9 protein-coding genes and 1 pseudogene are annotated in these 21873 nt (G+C 40.4%); 7 read left to right on the top strand and 3 right to left on the bottom strand.

Translation table 11 applies throughout. The features are described from left to right. Positions 1–19: 19 nt before the first annotated feature. From tssC to tssA, 3 genes and pseudogenes are all read right to left on the bottom strand, one after another. Positions 20–1490: pseudogene (tssC, locus tag ACU6U9_RS21755) on the bottom strand (type VI secretion system contractile sheath large subunit). Positions 1491–1502: 12 nt separating this feature from the next. Next, complete coding sequence (gene tssB / locus ACU6U9_RS21750; protein ID WP_446737048.1) at positions 1503–1985, bottom strand: type VI secretion system contractile sheath small subunit; 483 nt, start codon at positions 1983–1985, stop codon at positions 1503–1505. Between the two features lie 14 nt (positions 1986–1999). Then, positions 2000–3658 (bottom strand): type VI secretion system protein TssA, encoded by a 1659-nt coding sequence (gene tssA / locus ACU6U9_RS21745; protein WP_446737047.1) that lies wholly within the window; start codon positions 3656–3658, stop codon positions 2000–2002. Positions 3659–4095: 437 nt separating this feature from the next. On the opposite strand from tssA, the gene ACU6U9_RS21740 reads away from it, so the two are divergent. The 7 genes from ACU6U9_RS21740 (at position 4096) to ACU6U9_RS21710 (ending at position 21848) form a co-directional block, all read left to right on the top strand. Continuing rightward, complete coding sequence (locus tag ACU6U9_RS21740) at positions 4096–6015, top strand: Calx-beta domain-containing protein (RefSeq protein WP_446737046.1); 1920 nt, start codon at positions 4096–4098, stop codon at positions 6013–6015. Beyond that, the gene (locus ACU6U9_RS21735; protein ID WP_446737045.1) at positions 5918–14812 is read left to right on the top strand and encodes a hypothetical protein; all 8895 of its coding nucleotides are present in this window, start codon (positions 5918–5920) and stop codon (positions 14810–14812) included. The genes ACU6U9_RS21740 and ACU6U9_RS21735 overlap by 98 nt, the downstream gene beginning before the upstream one ends. Positions 14813–14891: 79 nt before the next feature. Then, positions 14892–16973 (top strand): integrin alpha, encoded by a 2082-nt coding sequence (locus ACU6U9_RS21730; protein ID WP_446737044.1) that lies wholly within the window; start codon positions 14892–14894, stop codon positions 16971–16973. 159 nt (positions 16974–17132) lie between these two features. After that, positions 17133–19148, top strand: a complete 2016-nt coding sequence (locus ACU6U9_RS21725; protein WP_446737043.1) for an integrin alpha — start codon at positions 17133–17135, stop codon at positions 19146–19148. Between the two features lie 12 nt (positions 19149–19160). Beyond that, positions 19161–19901 carry a hypothetical protein gene (locus ACU6U9_RS21720; protein WP_446737042.1) on the top strand — a complete coding sequence of 247 codons (741 nt, stop codon included), beginning with the start codon at positions 19161–19163 and terminating at the stop codon, positions 19899–19901. Positions 19902–20190: 289 nt separating this feature from the next. After that, positions 20191–21195: a hypothetical protein gene (locus tag ACU6U9_RS21715; protein WP_446737041.1), complete on the top strand. Its 1005-nt coding sequence runs from the start codon at positions 20191–20193 to the stop codon at positions 21193–21195. Continuing rightward, positions 21192–21848: a PGRP and LysM peptidoglycan-binding domain-containing protein gene (locus ACU6U9_RS21710; RefSeq protein WP_446737040.1), complete on the top strand. Its 657-nt coding sequence runs from the start codon at positions 21192–21194 to the stop codon at positions 21846–21848. Before ACU6U9_RS21715 ends, ACU6U9_RS21710 begins: the two co-directional genes overlap by 4 nt. The last annotated feature ends 25 nt before the right edge of the window (positions 21849–21873 follow it).

Here is a 21873-nt window from a genome sequence, read left to right as displayed (position 1 = left end):
AGTTTCAGAAAACCTGCAACTACTCTTTATCCAACTTGCCAGCAAGAGATAATGTGAAGCTCGAACCCATATATTTAAAATGTGGACGAACATGCATTTCTACTCGATAGAAACCTGGGTTTCCTTCATCATCGCTTACTAAGATACGAGCTTCGCGTAATGGTTTACGACTGCGAACTTCTGGTGGTGGATTGTCTTGGTCAGCCACATACTGCCTAACCCAGTTATTCAATTCACGATCAAGATCGTTCTTTGTTTTCCAACTACCAATGTGTTCGCGTTGAAGCACTTTAATGTAATGAGCAAGGCGGTCAATCATGAATAAGTAAGGTAATTCAGTGCCAAGCTTAAAGTTTGTTTCGGCTTGCTTGTCTTCTGGCGAGTTGCCAAAAAATTTCGCTTTTTGACAGGTATTAGCCGAGAAGAACGTTGCGTTATCGGTACCTTTACGTGCAATTAAACCAATAAAGCCTTGTTCAGCTAGTTCAAATTCCTTGACGGTCAGAAAGCATGACCTCAGTTGGGCTGTACATTTTTGTTTCGCCGTTTTCTTGGTATTTATAAACGGGTAAATCAAGTACTTCACCGCCACTTTGCGGACCGATAATATTCGGGCACCAGCGGTATTTTGCAAAACTACGAGACATATTTGCGGCAAATGCATAAGACGCATTACCCCAGCATAGTTTTTCAAATTCAGTACCAATGCCTTCTTGGTAATTAAATTCTTTTACCTGGTTGTCTTCACCATATGGTGCGCGCAGCATGAATCGCGGTACAGTTAGAGCAACGTTACGAGAGTCATCTGTTTCACGGAAGCCATTCCATTTAACGTATTGCGGGCCTTCAAATATAGATTCAAGATCTTTCAGTGCAGGCATGCCCTGGAAACTGTCTAAACCAAAGAAACGAGGGCCAGCAGCTGTAATGAAAGGTGCATGTGACATAGCAGAAACAGATGCCATATCTTGTAGCAGTTTCATGTCTTGTGCGGTAGGGTTTATATTGTAACCACCAATGATGGCACCATAAGGTTTACCACCAAATTGGCCATACTCAGCTGAATATACGTGGCGATATAAACCAGAGCGGGTGACATCAGGCGCATCTTCAAAATCTTCAATTAGCTCATCTTTAGAGGTGCTAATCATTTCGATTGCGATATTCTGGGTGAAATCAGTACGGTCAACTAAGTATCTTAAACCGCGCCATGCACCTTCAATCTTTTTAAATTCAGGTGCTTGAATAACTTCATCAAGCTGCAAACTGATTTTTTCATCAATGGCGGCGATCATGTCGTCGACTAGTTTTTTCTCTACTTTATCAAAGTTACGAGAAGGCTTTAATAAGTCACCAATGAACGCTTCAACACCCTTACGGGCGGTTTCAAAGCCATCATCTTCCGGAGACATACGCGTCTCAGCCATGACTTGGTCTAATAAGCTCGTAGTAGGTGCATCTAATACGGACTCTTCTGTTTCGTAAGACATATATCGCTCCTATTATTCGGTCATGCCAAGTTCAGTCATCACTTGAGCGCGAGTATCATCGTTTTCAAGAATGGCTTGGATGGTTTTGCGAAAGGCTGGCACATTACCTAAAGGGCCACGCAAGGCTTGAAGGGCACGACGCAATTCAAGCAAGCTTGCAAGCTCAGGTACTTGCTCAGCTACTTTTGCAGGGTCGAAATCTTTAATGCTGTTAATCGTAAGATCAACATTGATGTCGTCTTCTGAGTTTTCTTCAAGCTTGTTCGCAACAGAAAAACCCATTGAAAGATTATGACTTTTTACAACATCGTTAAAATTAACTTTATTGATGTTAATAGGGTCACGATCTTCAATGACATCGTCATTTTGTTTGCCTGTGAAATCGTCTAATACAAGCAATTTCAGTGGTAATTCGACACTTTCAGTAGCACTGCCAGTATCGGATTTATAAGCGATATTAATTCGCTCTTTTGGGGCTACGCTGCCATCGGCCATAACCTTCTCCTTAGTTATTGTGAAATAAGTGCTGGGTTATACCAACAAAGCTGATCATAAGCGGCTTCTTTCTTTTGCTGTTTGTGCGCTAATTCGGTTTCGTCTAATTTGCCATAAGCATTAACGAGTAGGGCCAGTGCTTTTGATAAAAAATCACTTTCCCAATCTGCAACAGTTAACGTACGAACCTCATCCACTAAGCGTTCAAGCATCGGAATACCTACCTTTACTTGACCGTTAAGACAGGCGAGTTCTGCACAAGCCATTTTGATTTTAAATTTGTCGCGTTTTGTTTTTGCCGGCTGTTCATTTAATAAATCAAATGCATCCGCTAGTTTGCCCGCTAATGCTAGTTTTTTTGCATCGGCGATAGCAGGGGCCATATGATCTTCAGAGCCACTACTGGCTGCCCCGTTTGTCGTATCATTTAACGACTCAAGCCAGTTCTTACAGGTGTCACTAACAAAAGGCTCTGCATTAGAATATTGAAGATCAATAATTTTTGGCACGCGTTTCATAAATTCACGCAGTTCAATTTCAAGTGCCATTTTCGCTTTTTCATATTCAGCACCAAGAGCATCTAAACTTAAAATTATGTAGCGGTTGCCGTCAAACCAATATGGCATTTTATCGGCACTTTTCTCTGCAAGTTCAATGCACTCTAAAAATTCATTGGCATCATAAAGCTCAATTACTTTCTTAAGCTTATCGGCAGGAGGGGCCGGTAACTGTGTTTTTCCATCTTTAGCAGGTGGTAATTTATCTAAGCTCCCCCATAACGCCATACGAGAATAACGGAAGCGTTTAGGGTCAGACGCTTTAACCTGCGCATGATAGCTTGATAATTTCTTCAGAATATCCTGTGCTTGCTTAAATGCTTTTTTAGCATCTTGGTCACTTTGTATATCACCTACTGGCTCTGCAGCGGGTGTGGATACACTTTGTTTTTTGGCCACAGTCGGGGCAGGCTTTGTTGCAACAGACTGACTGGCGGGTGGCTCTTCATTATTCGGTACGTTAGTGCTCGGTATAATTTCTTCTACAGCTTCAGCTTGTGTTGCAGGCTGTGTAACGGGTTGGGTTGGTTGCTCTACTACAGCAGGTTGTGCCTTGACTTGAGTCTTTGCAATTTCGCGTAACCGTTTAAGTGGGCGATTTAAGTCTGCAAAATTAGGCGCGTTATCGGTCATTTTTTCAGCCAAGAAAAAATCGACATTTTTAACGGTGCTCGCAAGGGCTGCGATAATAGAAAAGTCAGCGTCTTTTGGTTCATTACTTTCTAGGTATGCCGCTGTTTTTTCAATAAGCCATTGTGCTGAATTCTGGCGGGCACGTAGGCGTTTTACTGGGGGGAACATATTATCCCAGTAAGTTTCTGATATTTTCTCAAGTAATGTGAAGCCATCAAGCATACCTTGATAACCACTTTTGAGCGTCAGTGCATAGGCGTAATAGCACGCAGTAGGAAAGTCTTTACTGATGCCCGACAATATATTTTTACAATATGCGGCAACATTGTCCCAATCTGTCGAGTCATTTGTTAATGACTGAGATTTGGCAATCTCTGATTCCAATGCCTCATAGTCTGATTCATATTTTGCATTGATACCGCATGCGTCTGAATCATTAATTGGCAATAAGGCGAGATCAAGAATTTCTTGACTTACATCCATGTAAATTTATTCCTAGCTAAACTTTCAAGGTACTTTAAAAAAATTAAATATATGTGGCTGCGGCGCATTCCACCTTCTTACACCGAAACTGTCAAGTGAAAAGGATTTAACGATAAGAAGTCTTACGTACTTTGAATTTTGTAAGAAAATGCTTACATCAAAAATAAAAACAAAGCATAAGTTTGAAGTGGTTCACACTTTGATACTCACTTGATTAGATTTGGTATTAGTCAGGATTCAAAATAGCCCTAGATATTAGTCTTTATATTCTAAAAATAGGCGATAAGTGCCATTTTTTTGATGCTCTTATAACCGGATTAATTTTATGAATGTTGAGTTTTGTGAACTGAACACGATTGCTCATATCTTCGTATAGAAAAATATAAGAGAAGGTGTAGACTTCGGCGTCTTAAGATTTAGGGTAATGGAAGTACTCGATGGCGATACAAAAAATAATTAAATGGAATTTATTAATTCTGACATCAATTTTTCTGATTGCGTGTAGTGATAGCGGAAGCGATAAACCAACAACTTCCCGTGAATTAGAAATTCCAAGTGGTCATGCCATTGTTGAAGGTGACGATGATAGCGCCTTGTTGACGTTGTATTTTATTAGCCCTGTCGATGGTCCGCTCTCTTATAGTAATTTTAATATCACGGCAGCTGAGAAGAGTGACTACGAACCTATATCTGGAACCATACAAGCTGAGAAGGGTAAAGAATACGCCTTTGATGTAGTCATTTTTGGTGACAACGAAATAGAAGGTGATGAGTCATTTGGCATTAATTTCAAAAACGATCAAAACGAATCGGTCAGCAGTATTGTCGGCAAGATCGAAAATGATGATTTCCCTGGTGTCTCTGTTACATCGCCACAGGTGCTTGAAGGTGATTCAGGTGTTGCTAAGTTAGTCTTTACTTTCTCTTTATCTGTTGCGGTTGTTGATGACTACTCTATATTAATTACGAGTACCGCCCCTGAAAACTTAACGGATTCACAGCGTAGTAATTACCCTTACATAGCGTTGCCAGGCGAAGATTACCAAGCGGTTAATCAGATTGTAACGTTCTCATCTGGTGAGCTCGAAAAAACACTTGAGGTTGAAGTGTTCGCGGAAAACATTGTTGAAGAAGATGAAGTTGTATTACTGGCGGTCGTTGATGCTAAAGGTACGCCAGTACTGGAGGATGTTTACGCTAAAGGCATCATTCGCTCTGATGAAACCAAAGAAGTTAACGGCTTTAATTTATCTTACGACGCGGCTATCGAGCTTAAAAACATAAATGAAGGGACGCCAGCAATTGACGGCCCTGATATTTGGATAAAAACCAGCCTGCCTATATCCGTTGTTTACCCCGAAAATATCATTCAAGAGCAAACACTTGTATTTAAAGTACTATCTAAGACTGAGGCGCAATCAAAAGGCTTTATAGATGAGGCTTCTGAGGATCATGATTATATAGATACATCAAACAAATATGATATTTGCTTCAATTCAGATGAAAGCACTAATAATGACGGCTGCCTGCTTTCAAATAAATATAATTTAAAGCCCAATGATACAAGTGTGACACTGGATTTCTTTGTAAGAGGTGATAAAAACCGCGAGCAAGATGAAGTCTATGTTATAGCCGTAAATAATGACCAGGGCGTTAATTTCACTAACATCAACGGCAAAATAATAAATGATGACTCCGAAAGGCTAGAAATAAAAGTTGGTGACGAGTTTGTTGATCTCATTAATTACACAAGCGCTAATAATATATATGAAGTAAATGAGCCTTCAGATATCGACATTGATGAAATTATAACACTAAGACTCAATACTGTTTTAGAGTCGGGCTATACCTTGCAATATAATGTAAAAGAGCATGAATCAGCTGAGTCAAATGTTGATTTTGTAAAAGTAGAAGAAGAATTACTAGAGTTTGAGATTAATACTGGGTCACAAATAAAATCGATACCTATTCGTTTATTGTCAGATAAAACCTACGATGGTGATAAATACATAAAAGTTACGTTTGATAATTCAAATATAGAGTCACTTATTATCAAAATAAAAGACTCAGATTTCCCTAAGGTAGGGATTACGCAAACAAATGGCGATGGTATTCCTGTTGAAGTGAATGGGGATTATGCTTTACTTTATGAGCATGATGAAACTAAGCCTAATGACCATAAGTATGATTACCGAGAATATACTTATTCATTAAGAATGTTGGGTAATTCGGTTGCCATAAGCGATATTCGATATAAAGTTGTTATTTCAACCCCTGCTAATGGTGACTTACCAGAAAATACGTGTATTTCTTCAAGTCGTTCAAATAAATTTTCTTTCTGCCACAATAGAGAGTGATGCTTCCGATTTTATCGTTGGCTATGGCGGCTCTGCATTTCAAGAAATAAAAAATGGTGATGCGCTCTACATCAATAGGGGGAGTCTTCAAACCAATTGGTCTATTAGGGTTAAAAACGATACGGATATAGAATGTATCGAGCAGTTTACAGTCAAGTTCATCCCCGACCCTGAAGATGGTAGCAATGCTCAGATTAATGAAGATTATGAATCGAATTTAGTTCGCTTTGGCATTAAAGATATTGATAAAGCAAATATTACTATTGCAAGTTGGCAAGCACCTGAGGGTGATGTAAATCAAACACAAAACTTTGTCATTACCTCTGATAAAGCAGTCTCTACTATCTTTAACGCTGGTTTATCGCCAAATCCAAGTGATATGTTAGGTTGTACGGCTTCTGATTTGTTGTCGGCTCAAGAGTTTAGTCGCTCAATCGCTTTGTCGCCATCGAGTTTAACGGTCAACTTTCCAGTTAATATTATTGGCGATCAAATAGTAGAGCCAAATGAAGAATGCCGATTAAATATCAGTGGCGATGATGCTGATCTGATAAATATTACATATCAAGATATCAACGGTGCTGCTGTATCGGATGAGAATATAAAATTTTCATCCGGTTTAATTATAAATAACGATCTCTTAGTCGTAGGCATGAATATACAAGACGCGGCAGAGCCCGCGGTGGATAAAACACAGGCAAGTATCGGTACTTATTCATGGGATAAAAAAATAGCACCAAACGTTGGTAAAATAGCAATTAAAGCAACACCTAAAAAATGCAATGAAAATCAAGACTGTGTCGATGAAGATGATACTACGCTCGGGGATCCTCTTAGCGACCCTGTAACCACACAAGAAATAGTTATTCACAATGGCACTGAAACTGGCATTACAGATGAAAACCCTGCGGCTGTTGTGCCTATCAATATTATTGGTGACACCGTTATCGAGAATACTGAAACCTTAATAATCGGACTCTCCCAAACAGATGGTCAAGAATATATTGAATCGTTATCACATTCTGAAATTACTCTGTCTATTAGCAGTGAGGATAGACTAACCGTTTATTTAGATGAAAATAATAATAACTGTAATAATGGCTCTGTTTCACTGATAAATGATGAAAAATCGTGTTCAAGAATATTTGATGTGAAATTTGATTCAAAAAACTCTGACCAAGTACTATCAAGTTTACAAGTAGCGCTGAAAATTAACGCCGACAATACATTGAAGATAAAAAATAGCTCAGTAAATAATGATTATATTGACGCTATTGTCTATGTTAAACCGACGCTTAGCTCAAACTTTTCTGAAGCCGTTATTAACGAAAATGGCGAAATTGTTATTGATGTTCTGAAAGATTCTACAGAACAATTTCCTTCTATAAAGATAGATTTCTTACAAGACGATGTTGTCGAAATTGATGAGCAATTAAAGTTAGACCTGATTAAAAAATCGGAGAACGATTTTTATATTATAGGAACAGAATCAGGCCAACATAGTATTGAACAAGCCGTCGATAATAATGATTTCATTAATCTTATCGTTACAGGATCAAGAGAAATAGCTGAGCCTGCTTCTCAAGTGTCACCTTTTACACTTACTTGGTCAGAAGATATTGATATTGCATCAATAGACGATCACCCAGCCCTTACTTATAAAATCGCAAGCGCTTGCATAGGGTTGATGACACTGGAATGCTTAGAAGAGGATTTTGATTACATACTTGAAAAAGATAGTTCAGGAAGCAGCTTAGCCCAGTCAAAAATTCGATTAGATAGTACAAATCAATCAATTAGCATGGATTACTTTCAATTAACAAGCACAGACAATTTAGTTGAACTGCCAGAAGCAATTGCTTTGACGTTACAGTCTGACTCTCCTCTTATTGCCAGTATTAAGCACAATAATGCCACAACTAATATCGCTAATGATGATATTAATGCAACTTTAGATGCGGATACAGGTGTAAGCTCGTTGGACTGGGACTTAGTTGTAAGCAGTGAAGAAACACTCACTGTAGTGGCGTCAAATGTCTCAACTGCTATCGGTGAAAAATGTGATATCAATGATTCAGCTTGTTCACAAACCAAGACAGTAACGTCACTTGCATTTGAAGGATCGGTAGCAACAAATGGCCCGACCATTATATTAGATGTGGTTAATTCATGTGTAGTTGATTTAAACAATAACAATAGGTGTGCGTTAGCCAGTACTGTTGTAGGCGCAAACCCTAGTGAACAAGATTATTCCTTTAGTCATGCAAATAACCAAATAATGCTTCATGAATACAAAAGTCCTTTCATGAGTGGTACACAGAATATTAACCTTTCAGTTAACGATGATGATTGGGTTGAAGAGGTAGAAAACATTGCACTTAGTGTTGAGCCTACAGACAACTCGAGTGCTTATATAACGCAAATCAATGATCAAATTTGGAATTATACTCAAGCTATCGTGCTAAATAGTGATGATGTTGCCAATGTCAGTTTAGCCAGAAGTACTGATGCTTCAACTTGTATATTTGAAATAGATACAAGGTTTACAGAAGATGCCTGTGTCAGTGCATTTGACTTAACACTAACAAATCCAATCGCAAAAGAAGTGTTAAGTTTAAATGCGAATTTAACACGCCAAAATGCAACAACCGCTAACTTTAATTTTAAGCGTAATCAAAGTGACGTAACGTATGATGCGACATTAATACGTACTATAGCGGCTACTAATAGTGATGTTTACGAATCAAATTCAGCGTTTAATTTACCCATTCATACAAATGGTCAAATAACACAAAGCGGTGTTTTTTCTACGTTAAAAGTGGCTTACGAATCGGATAACCGTGTTGAAATCGATGAAACGCTGAATTATAAATTAGATAAAAAAACCAGCAGTGCCCTTTATTCTGTGACCAATGGCAATTCAAGCTATGTGATTAATGAAACCATCAAAAACAATGATTTTATTGATCTAAAGGTCATCGGCAGCAATGAACAAAGTGAGCCCGTTGCCAGTATTAAACCCTACCGTCTAGACTGGGGCAGTGTCTTAGAGTTACCAGCAGAGAGTTTGCCGTCTGTTGTGTTTAATGTAGAGGCTTGTACGGGCACTGAAGCGTTAGAGTGCATGGATACTGTTACTGACTTTACATTAAACACCAGCGCGAAAACAGTGACCCTGCCTCTTGGTGTTCAAACACTTGAAGTGGATTACTTGACTGTCCAAGCCATTGATAATTTGGTTGAACTCCCAGAGGTATTAAACCTGGCGCTCAGCACGGATTCGCCATACATAAAAACCATCACCAATACCAATGGTACTGTAGATAATTTAGCCGATGATAAAGCGATAACACTTGCCGATAATACGGATTCATTATCATGGGCGCTGAAAATAAATAGCCAAGAAAAGTTAGGGGTAAGGGTTAATAATCAACTGGCAACATTGAGCGAGACCTGCGGTGTTGATCAAGGTGAGCATTGTTTGGTTAAAACATTAGGACGATTAATAGTAGACGGAACGGTAGCCAAAAATGGCCCAAGTATCAGCCTAAATGTTGCTAATACTTGCAGCCCAGATGCTAATAATACTAACCGCTGTGCAATTGAAACCAGCGACTCTTCAAATAATGATAGTGAAAAAGACTATGTATTCACGACAGGTAAAGGCACTCATATTGTTCATACCTATGATGAGGTTTACGCTTGGAATGATAAAGATATTCAAGTAACCGTATTTAATGATGAATGGGTAGAAGTAAGTGAGAATATAACGCTAGCCTATACAGCAACACAGGGTAATAGCTATATATCAAGCCTGCCTGATGATCAGGCCATTACGCTAACAAGTGATGATACGACAGTAATTTCTATATCAAGAAATAATACATCCAGTTGTGTATTCTCAAGTGATACTCAATTTAAAGAAGAAGAATGCGATATAAAAACCAGCCGTTATGATCTAGCACTGACACACTCCATTGCAAAAGAGGTCGCAACGATTGACGTAGAACTTGATCTATCCAGCAGTACGAATACATTGCTCTTTAAACAAAATGCCGTCGATACAGAGGGTTTTGACGTAGGGGCCAGCATTAATGCTGTATTTGCGGTGCCTGATGGGAATAAAAAGCTGTATTTACCGGTACATACACGTAATACGATTACGACAAAAAATACAGCGGATGCGCCCAATAACTTTACCTCTTATGCCACTTTTAGTTACTTAGATGATACAGCCGCAGAGCCTAAAGAGACGCTAGGTTTGAAACTCGCAGCCAATGCTGGTTCCTTATATACCATTGCACTAGGCAGTGCTGGTGTGGCGAGTGAAACAATAATAGACAATGACAGTGTGAATTTTTGGTTAACCACAGCCAGCAATCAAACGGCAACTGAAAATGATACTAACGACACCAATACAAATACTAAGTTAACGTACACCCTTCATTGGAATGATACGGTGCCCGCTGATATAGAAAAACTTAAATTTGATTTTAAGCCATTAGCTAATAAGCAAACCACAGCAATCTTAGATGAAGATTATACAATAACAGAGAGCAGCAATTTAATTACCATTGAAGATAACGGCACAAGAATAGAATTCGATAACGGCGCTACCGTTACTTCAGCGGGCAGTGTCAATATCATAATTGAAATCATTGGTGATCAATTAGTAGAAGTACCTGAAACGATCAGCGCCACATTAAGTATCTCAGATACATATACAAGTGAGTTAGCGGCAGTAGGGGCTGATAATGTAGCGGTTGATATTACCATTCCAAATGATGATTTAGTCACGGTGACTTTATATGGCGTTAACAATGTAAATGAAGGCGATGGAGCCGTCGTTGATGCAACAAAACCCTTTAGTTACTCAATCGATAAAAGCATCGCAGCCAATGTGCCAACAATCGAAGTTTACATGGATGCATCTACCTGTGTGTCTGGCGCTACGATCAACTGTGCTGAATATACTTATGCAGACTCAATCCCTGAGTCGAATGATTACTCATTTGGAGCCGTCGCGTCTACACAAATGATAACGGTGCACAACGGACATGCTGGTATTGAGACCCCCAAATCGGCAACAGACCCAAGTACAGGCGAAATCATTAAAACAGACGTGCCATTGAGTTTTGTAACAGATGATAGAGTTGAAGCCCATGAGACACTAACGATAAAATTCAATAAAGGTGACAATAGCGGTACCGCCAATACGAACGTAGAAGGCCGCGCGTTTATTAAAACACTGGTTGATGCTGCGTTACCTGTGCCAAGTGCCTTAGTTAATGTATTAAGCATGAGTACCCAGATTAAAAATGATGACAAGATCAAACTTTATATAACTCAAGAAGACACTTGCACGTTAGCTGAAGAAAACAATGAACCTGTATGTAATTTTGAGGTTAATTGGTTTGATCCTGCGTTTGATGTGCAGCCAGTGATTGATTCGGTGGGGTCATCGAATACTGCTGAAGGAAGTCTTACTAATTTAATAACAAACGCACAAACAAAAGATGCTGTGGCTGACACTGCAGCAGAGATCCCCCAATATGATGATTGGGAGCGTTGGAAAGATTATTCTAAAGTTGTTACCGCTAGAACAAATGCGAAAACTGCACGAGATAAAGCCAAGATTGAGAGGGATGAAGCAGATGTAGTTATCGGTATTGCGAAAAATACTCTAGTTGATGCTGAATTAGCGTTAACGATTGTAGATACAGCATCCTCTTTGGAGGTCGCTAATTATGCTAAAAATGCTGCGCAAGCTGCGCAAGCTGCTGCAGAGCAAGCTAAAAATGCATCCTTAGCTGCACTGGACGCAGCTCGGGCAGCCTTAGGAGCGGTTTCGGCTGCTACTAGCTCCAGTGGTCCTAATAAGGATTATTATGATGCATTGGATGCCGCAAACGCTGCATCCGCTGCAGCACAGGCAGCAAGTATACAAGCAAGTGTTGTTACTGATATTGCCAACGAAGCAATTGTTTTAGCCAAAGATGCCATTGTAGAGGCATTAAAAACTGCCATAAACCCAGTAGTTGACAACGACACAGGCGAAATCAGCTTAACCATGGTGTTAGCAGGTACAGCCACAAACACGGCCACTGTTGTTAGTGACAGTGACGACACCACAACAGATCCGCAAGATTACAAAGTAGAATTTGAAGATACCAGTGGTGGTAACACGACCGAGCAAGGCAGCACACGCGTTATCTTAAAAAATAGTGCAATCAAGATGGAAAACCTACCAAGACGTTTAGCCATAAACGTGCAAAACGATAAATTCATGGAGCCAGATGAAACCATGAGTTTAGCTCTGTCAGCCATTAATGAAGCAGATGCACATGAATACATTGCTGTGTTTGCAGGGTTAAACTACAGCTCAACTATTTCAAAAAATGATGTAGCAACCATTACTGTGAGTAATTCGACAGGTGGTACGAGCGGCCTTGAAGATAATTCATCCCCTGCTGATCTAGAATATGCAGTATCATTATCGAATCCGATTGCTAAAAACGCCCCCAGCATGAGCTTGCAAGCAACGTTGGCAACAACTGACGCAAATGGCAAGGTAATAGGCACGAATACTATGTCAGCTGATGATACAGATTATGTCATTACTAATCTTAATATTCATGAGCAAGGAGATAGTGAAACGTTAACGTTTATGACTCCAATCACGCTAACCATTAATGCAGACAACGTCTTAGAATTAGACGAGTTAGCTCGATTAAACTTAGCCCTGACGGAAGATACAGGAACGCTTGCGGGATTAACTCAAATTAATTACACAATCAAAAACGACGATGCTGTAATCATTAATGTTACAAGTAATACAATGGGTGATGAAAGTGTCACCTCAAATGAAATTACCTATACCTTATCCAGTGCTAATAATGCTGCAGTTAATGAATTACTTATAGCCAGTAACTACCCAACATTTGCTTTGTATCATAGTGTTTCAAGTACGCCGACGGCCACAGTTAATTCTGATTTCTTGGCTCCAAATGATTTTTATATTCATACACGCGGCACAACACAAAATAACAACCAAATATTTACGCAAACTCTCTGGGTGGACGATGATACTGTTGTTGAAAAAAACGAAGCCGTTACTCTCACGTTTTCAGAGAATGCAGCCACAGCCAATGACGTGACCTTTAAAGTCAATGATGCCGCTATTAACATGAACACGCTGACTTATACAATCAACAATAACGACTATATTCAAATCGATTATCGATGTGACAGTGTAACCTGTAGTGGCGGTGCCCTAAGTGAAGCGGACACTACTACAGTTAAACCCTATATTATGAACGCTTACGAAACAGAAGGTTTAGACAGTGCAACAGACCTCACGGTTGCCTTTACACCTGCCTCAGTTAATACGGGTGACGCAGAAATATCACATGATTACACACTCGCCTCTGTTGAGTTGCCGATAAGTGTGACAGCGAGTTACCTTAATACCGCCAATATGCTTTTAAATTCAGCTATTACAGTTGTCAACGACCGTGCAATTGAGAAAACAGAAACCTTTAATCTTGTATTGCCAGACAGTTATTCCACGGCAGCTACGTCATTTATTAAAACATCTTTTTCTCAAACACAATTTACCATAACCAATGATGACTTCTTAAAGGTGAACCCTGTAAAAGTCGAACTCACCAGCAACACCACAGATCAGACATATGACCTACAAGTGTGTAAACCCAGTGGCGAAGACATTCAAGGCGGTGATTTTGAATTAACCACCACGTTATTAAATGTTCAAGATCATTTAGGGAATAAAATAACCAGCGTCGAAGGTTTAACTTGCGCCGATATCGGCCTTCAAAGTGGCGTCGACGCAACATGTACAGACTCAATAGACAGTAAGATTGCTCAAATCCCATACACCCTGGTTGCTAGTGACATACCAGAATGCACAGGAGAGCCTTCAACCACTTACAAAACAGTTTCACTATTCAACTTAGTTGGGCAGGCCAGTATGAAGCCCAACAAATGGTTTAACCTTGAAGTAACCAATATTGATGAGCGATGTGACACCGGAACAGCATCAAAGAACTGCACTGATGCCACTGATGTTATCGTACTAAATAGTAAGCTTAGTAACGTATTAGACACAGGCTTAACGCAATGCCTAAAAGGTAAAGACAAACGCTGGGCAGTAGACTGCGCTCAAGTAGAAAATGGATCTGAGGCAGGCACCGTTGACTACAGAAAACAAGACGCACAACAAACCGACAAAACAATCGCCAGTGATTTATATCCAGACTTAGCCTACACCTTCGTGAATGGCACAGGCGAACCTGTCCCCGAAGAACCAACTGCAGGTGAAGTATGCGTACAAGATAATAACACCGGCTTTATATGGTCTGGCACAATTTTAGATTCAAGCAATAGTTATAAAAATATTCGTACCTACACAGCGATTGATAGCATCGCAGAAAAACCAGATTACGATTGTTACTCAACTACTGAGTCAAAAGGCTTAAATAATGCAGATGGCAAAATCTGGCAGCTACCCTCAGTGCAAGATTTAATGACCATTATGGATATTGAAAACCTGAAGACTGCACGGGATTTTGGAGTCAGATTTACAGATTTATTTGGTGAAAATTTAGATGAAAATAATGTTAGGTTCTATAAAAGTAATGATGTTGATGATACTGCTCGTTACTGGACTTCCACAGGTTGCGGGTTTTCTCATTATTTTATATTGAACTTTCTAAATGGCGAGCTCGCTTGCGCGGCTAATACAGAAGAACATTCTATTATGATGGTATATAAATAAAACTGGAACTCAAAATATGATGGGTTAGTGTAGTTTAACTCATCATCAATATTATAAAATTTTCAGGAATGAATGCAGAATGAATGAAATAAACACCTCAAATATTCTATTACCCATATTGTTATCGCTTGTACTCACTGCGTGCGGTGGTTCAGGTTCAAGTGGTCCAGCGGATGCGGATGGTGATGGTGTGCCAGACACCAGCGATGCGTTCCCGAATGACCCTAAAGAATCGAAAGACACAGACGGCGATGGCGTCGGCGATAATGGCGATGCCTTCCCAAATGATCCAACAGAAACCCTAGATACCGATAATGATGGTGTGGGCAATAATACTGATGTTTTCCCTAACGACCCAACTGAAACAAAAGACAATGACGGTGATGGCTTAGGCGACAACCAAGACCCAAATGATGATAATGATGCAAAGCTGGATAGCGAAGATCCTTTTCCGTTTGACTCAACCGAATGGGAAGACATTGATAACGACAACATAGGTGACAACAAAGATTTAGATGTAGGCAGTAGTAATGAAGCATCGGCTCAACTAGATAGTTTCTATAAAACTGGTCGAGCTACCTTGTTTGTTGGGTCTGATACTGATCCTATTGCATTTGCAGCTGCAAACGTACAGGTTGTAAATGCGGGCGATGTAAACGGTGATAACAAAAATGATTTACTCATAGGTGTAGGTGAAGAGTCTGGTCGAGACGGTAAAGTCTATTTATTTTTTGGTAGTGAAACTCCATGGCCTGAAAGAATTGATTTATTTGATATACCTGAAACAATAGATCACATTATTTTAAATGGTGGATTAGATGGTGCTTATACTAATTTAATTGGTATAAGCCTTTCAGCATTAGGTGATGTGAATGGTGATAGTATTGATGATTTTATTTTAGGTGGAATTGGCTATGAAATAGATGCGTCATATATTTTTTCAGGTGAGGCTTACTTAATTTTTGGTCGAAAAACCTGGATGGAAGATGCTGGCGAAGATAAAAATATCACCATGGCAGAATTAAAAAGTAAATATGCAATAACATATCAAGGTCAACAAAATTCAGGGGATTTTGGGGAGAGAGTTATTTTTGCAGGAGATGTGAACGGAGATACTTACAATGATTTTTTAATTGCTGAGTATGGTTACAGTTCAGTAGCCGATTTTGATAATGCTTCAGGTCGTGTTCACCTTATGTTTGGTGGGCAACACTTACAACCTCCTGCAACTGAAGCTGGGGATATCAGAAATGTAAATACACTACCAAACTCTGAGCGTACTGTAATAACTACCAGTCGCTTAGGCTCTGATCCTGCGCGTATAACAACAAGAGAAACGCTGGTGGGCGACGAAGTGCTGGGCATAGGCAACTTCGATAACGATGCCAATGGGTATGATGACATCGCAATCACCTCTATTCATCGCCAAAAAACCTACGTTTTATTCGGCCAAGCAACCTGGCCAGCCAGCATTAATCTTCCCACCATTGAAAATGGCAAAGGATTTATCTTTCAAACACCAGCTGGTATTGATGACATTGGCATGGGTAAACACATTGCCGCAGGCGATTTAAACGGCGACAACATTCCAGAGCTTATCATCGGCCAAACCAAAAGTGTTGATGCGGCCAAGCCTAATAAGCTGGGCGACGTGGTGATTTTAAAAGGCGGCGTGGGACAGTGGCCTGCTACGTTAAGCCTTGATAACCTCACTAACTTTTTTGGTACCGTGTGGAGCACCAGTGAAAAATTGGCACTGGGCAGTGGCTTAGCGGTACTGCCTGATAATAACAACGATGGCTTTGGCGAGCTATTAATCGCCGCCCCAAAACCAGAATCAACGGGTGAAGGCTTAATTTTCAAAGTAACAGGTAATGCCAATCTAGGTGCAAAAGAATTAAACAGCACCACAACCAATGCAGGCGTTGAAATTATCCGCAACCTCAGTGATGAAGCCGCAGGGGAAAATATGCGAGTATTAGGTGATTATAACGGCGACGGTATCAACGAATTTGTGATTGATATTCAAGATGCTTCAACCAACGGCAAAGGTGACAACGTAAGCGATGATAATACTGACCCTGTGCGCAGTGAAAACGGCTTGTTTTATGTGATACAGGGTTACAGCACTTTATACCCAGAAACAGAAGCCACGCAATAAGTTATTTGCAATGTAGGATGGGTTAGCGCAGCGTAACCCATCAGCGCGATGAAAACATTTTACTCATTCACTCGCAGGTGTGAGTTCGTACGAGTCAGTTATGCACTGCGGTTTAACAGCAATAATGATAATGAATAAATTTTAGAAATGGATTTAAAAATGAATGAAATAAACACTTCAAAGATTCTATTACCCATATTGTTATCGCTGGTACTCACTGCGTGTGGTGGTTCAGGTTCAAGTGGCCCAGCCGATGCGGATGGTGATGGTGTACCAGACGCCAGCGATGCGTTCCCGAATGACCCTAAAGAATCGAAAGACACAGACGGCGACGGCGTTGGCAATAATACCGATGTTTTCCCCAGCGACCCAAATGAAACCAAAGACAATGACGGTGATGGCTTAGGCGACAACCAAGACCCAAATGATGATAACGATGCAAAGTTAGATAACGAAGACCCTTTCCCGTTTGATGCAACCGAATGGGAAGATATTGATAGCGACAATATTGGTGATAACAAAGACTTAGATACCGATAGCAATAACCCTTCGTCCGTCCAACTAGATCGTTTTAATCAAGAAAATCGTGCCACCTTATTTATTGGGCCAGAAACCTTACCCACAACAAACACCCATTCAAATGTACAGGTCGTTAACGCAGGGGACGTTAACGGTGATGGTATGGATGATTTATTAATCGGTGTGGGAGAAGGAAGCTTTCTAAGTGGCAAAGTGTATCTTGTTTTTGGTAGAGAGACTGCTTCGCCAGAAAAAATTGATTTATCAAATATCCCTGATTCCATAGCGCATATAAAATTTCTTGGAATGCCCTCGCCTAATTTCCCAAACTTAATAGGTGTTAGTATTACGGCATTAGGCGATGTAAACGGTGACAACATAGATGATTTTATTATGGGCGGCCCAGGTTATGAAACGGGGGGGGCATTTTCATATACAGGTGAAGCGTATTTAGTGCTTGGCCGTAAAACCTGGTTAACCGATGCCGGTGATGATAACACCATCACTATGGCCGAGCTAAAAAGTCAATATGCCATCACCTACCAGAGTCAGATAGACGGTGGTGCTTTAGGCGAAAGAGTGGCACTGGCTGGTGATGTGAATGGCGATAACATTAACGATTTTTTAATTTCAGAATATGGCTATACCGATAACGGCAACGATAATGATTACACCGGTCGTGTGAATATTATGTTTGGTGGTCCTCATTTACAGCCACCGACCACGCCTACATCCGGTATTAAAAATATTGATGCACTGCCTGCTACTGAACGCACCGTTGTGATAACTGATCGTTTAGCCACTGACCGAGTTCGGACTATTTCTCGTGAAACCATTATCGGCGACGAAGTGCTGGGCATAGGCAACTTCGATAACGATGCCAATAGATATGATGACATCGCCATCACCTCTATTCATCGCCAGAAAACCTATGTTTTATTTGGCCAAGAAACCTGGCCTGCCAGCATTAATCTTCCCACCATTGAAAATGGCAAAGGCTTCATCTTTCAAGCCCCAGCTGGTATTGATGACATCGGCATAGGCAAACACATTGCCGCAGGCGACTTAAATGGCGACAACATTCCAGAGCTTATCATTGCCCAAACCAAGAGCGTTGATGCGACCAAACCTAATAAGCTGGGTGACGTGGTGATTTTAAAAGGCGGCGTGGGGCAGTGGCCTGCTACGTTAAGCCTTGATAACCTCACTAATTTTTTTGGCACAGTATGGAGTACCAGTGAAAAACTCGCACTGGGCAGTGGTTTAGCCGTACTGCCTGATAATAACAATGATGGCTTTGGCGAATTATTAATAGCCGCCCCAAAACCAGAATCAACAGGCGAAGGCTTAATTTTTAAAGTTGCAGGCAACGCCAATCTAGGTGAAAAAGAATTAAACAGCACCACAACCGATACCGGTGTTGAAATTATCCGTAACCTCAGCGATGAAGCCGCAGGGGAAAATATGCGAGTATTAGGTGATTACAACGGCGACGGCATCAATGAATTTGTGATTGATATTCAAGATGCTTCAACCAACGGCAAAGGTGACAGGACAAGCGATGATGATACTGACCCTGTGCGCAGTGAAAACGGTTTGTTTTATGTGATACACGGCTATAGCAGCTTATATCCAGAAGCCGTATCTGCAGAATAATGAGAGGCAAAAATGTTTAAAAATCGTAATCATTTTACTGCACCACTGTTACGTATGATCGTGATAGCATCTTTGCTGCCTTTATTATGCGCATGGGTAGATCCTGTAGATATGAGCGAAGATGTTAATGGTACATCAAGTATTACAATTGGTGGTGAGACAGTCGAAAGCTGTACTAGCAACATAATGCCCAGTGCGCCTCAGTGTCATCGCTGGAACTTAGTCTGGGCGCCAGTGGTTGATAGCGGTACGAGTCAGTTAACCCTTCAAGCTGACTGGGCGCCTCATGTTGAAAGCGTTACAGATGAGTGGCGTTTACCTACGATTAAAGAATTGACGAAATTAATTACTTTTGGTGAAAAAAATACAGGCACTTTAATAGAATCCCCAACCATAAAAAATTGGTTCACTGACAGACCATTTTGGTCTGATAATGCTACCAATTTTTTTAATGGTACAAAAACCGTTTGGTTAATATCCTCTTCTTATCGTGATATAGATGACAATATTGGGGATGATATCAGTGGGGCAAAAGGGCAGGCGCAAGTATTTGCAATCAATATAATTAATGGCGAAATTAAAACTTTCGAACCAGGTTACAAAGCCCCAGTAGCCACGGTAGAACAAGATGATCAGCTTAAATTGTGTGCATCGCTTAAAAATACCGGTGAATGTGAATACGGTATGGGAGTTGAAAACATAGTATTTGCGTTAAAAGTGAGAACAAAAACAGCTAAATATTTATCACTGTAGCTATATACAAAAGCTGTAAATTGTCTTGTTTTGAAGTGATGCTATGGTCTTATTGATAATAGCCACTACTAAGATTGTTAATTTTTAGTTATGTAGGTCAGGCACTGCCTGACAAAATTTGAGATCGGCGGGCAATGCCCGCCCTACAAAATCCCATACCACCTAGCTCACATATTCAGCATAAGAATCTAGTTATGCGCTCTAATATCTATACAATATAGATCATTTAAATCACACAGAGCCAAGCTGCCAGTTTATGTGGTCTTATCTCTAATATTCAAGGAAGAATATGCTCGCGCTTAAATATTCTCATCAGCTCTCATGGGGTGAACTCAAGTTCATCGAAGACCCAATGCTCGCCATTCGCACCGTCGAGATGGAGCATGGTAAACGCATCGGTGGTAAACACATTCAAAACGCCCACCTGCACGATTTGCCTGATGAAGACGACAGGCGCTACGACCCATATCGCTTTATAAAAACCAAACTCGAAAATGGCGAAGTATTTTTAGTTAATCACAGCACCACAGCGCCAGCCATTATCCAGTTAGATATAAACAGCGATGGTCAGCCAGAATATGACTTTCGCCACAGCACCAACCCATTCTTCCGCAGTGCCTTTGGTGCCGCGTTAAGACATATCCCCATACCCAAACCCATGGGTGTATTACGGGATGAGCCAAAACCAGCGCAGCCACAACAAGAGCGACAAAAGGTAGAGCGCGAAAAACACGTCATATTGCTCAACCTAGAAGGCCAAAATGATCGCCCATTACCCCTAAAACACAACATAACCCTATATGTTGAAAACACCACACAAAGCACAGTGGCCGTTAGACAGCTATCAGAAGTCATCTACAACCCATACAGCCGAGTATTCACCACCGAAAAAGGCGACGGGCTAAAAGTGTACGCCATATCAGACGGCTTGCTCGAAGTACGCAAAGACCTAAACAAAAATAAAAACGTAACCGAATCCGAATCAAAAGACTTAATAAAACCACTAGATGAAACCGGGCAAGAAACCCGCGCCGATGGGGCGACACTGCACCACTTTACCTACCCAATCGCCAATAACTATATTGAAATCGAATTACTTGATGAAGATGACGAGCCAGAGGCGGGTGTTCAATACAATATACTCAATAAACTCGGGCAAACCATCGCCAGAGGTCACCTAGATGAAAATGGCTATGCAATAGTAGAAGGCATCGATGTCGATGATGCTGAGGTGTATTTTCCTGGTGTCGAAGACGATGCAATCTATGATAAAGCACAAGGAGATCAGGCATGAAGCATAAGGTGATACAAGGCGAGACGCTTTCCTCAATCGCTAAGCACTACGGATTTGGCTCTGTAGATGTAATTTACAATCATAGCGACAATGCCAACTTTAAATCTCTTCGGCCAAATCCTGACATCATCCATGTGGGTGATGAAATCTTTATCCCTGAAATAAATCCTGCTAAGTATCAAATTGAACTTAATAAAAAAACAACGTTTGTTCGTAAACATCCTAAAGAAACATTATCTTTAATGTTAAGTTTTGAAGAAGATGAAGAAACACAGGGAGCAGACATTGATGCCATTCTCATTGTAGATGATGTTGAATATACATCTAAATCCGATGCTGATGGGTTAGTGGAGTGGAAGTTACCTAAAACATCAACACGTACAGGTATCGTTAAGCTGTTCCTAGAGCCTGACCAAAATGAAGCGACCCATGCTTTTGAAGTGAAACTAGGAGATTTAAACCCTGTATCTAAAAATACAGGTATACAAGCAAGATTAAATGGACTTGGGTTTGATTGCGGAAGAATAGATAACAAGTTGAAAGACAAATCAGAAACGGCTATTCGGAAATTCCAAGAGGTAAATGGCCTAACCGTAGATGGTATTGCAGGCTTAAAAACGCAGCAGGCTCTAGAAAATAAATACGGTTGCTAAGTTAGCCATTATTAATTTATACGGA

It is taken from the genome of Pseudomonas sp. HK3 (genome assembly GCF_052920985.1).
This window is presented reverse-complemented; position numbering and strand designations above follow the sequence as displayed.

Excerpts from the sequence above, each read along its gene's own strand:
- ACU6U9_RS21740 (WP_446737046.1), top strand. The coding sequence starts at position 4,096 with ATGGCGATACAAAAAATAATTAAATGGAATTTATTAATTCTGACATCA.
- ACU6U9_RS21710 (WP_446737040.1), top strand. The coding sequence starts at position 21,192 with ATGAAGCATAAGGTGATACAAGGCGAGACGCTTTCCTCAATCGCTAAG.
- tssB (WP_446737048.1), bottom strand. The coding sequence starts at position 1,985 with ATGGCCGATGGCAGCGTAGCCCCAAAAGAGCGAATTAATATCGCTTAT.
- tssA (WP_446737047.1), bottom strand. The coding sequence starts at position 3,658 with ATGGATGTAAGTCAAGAAATTCTTGATCTCGCCTTATTGCCAATTAAT.
- ACU6U9_RS21720 (WP_446737042.1), top strand. The coding sequence starts at position 19,161 with ATGTTTAAAAATCGTAATCATTTTACTGCACCACTGTTACGTATGATC.
- ACU6U9_RS21715 (WP_446737041.1), top strand. The coding sequence starts at position 20,191 with ATGCTCGCGCTTAAATATTCTCATCAGCTCTCATGGGGTGAACTCAAG.
- ACU6U9_RS21730 (WP_446737044.1), top strand. The coding sequence starts at position 14,892 with ATGAATGAAATAAACACCTCAAATATTCTATTACCCATATTGTTATCG.
- ACU6U9_RS21725 (WP_446737043.1), top strand. The coding sequence starts at position 17,133 with ATGAATGAAATAAACACTTCAAAGATTCTATTACCCATATTGTTATCG.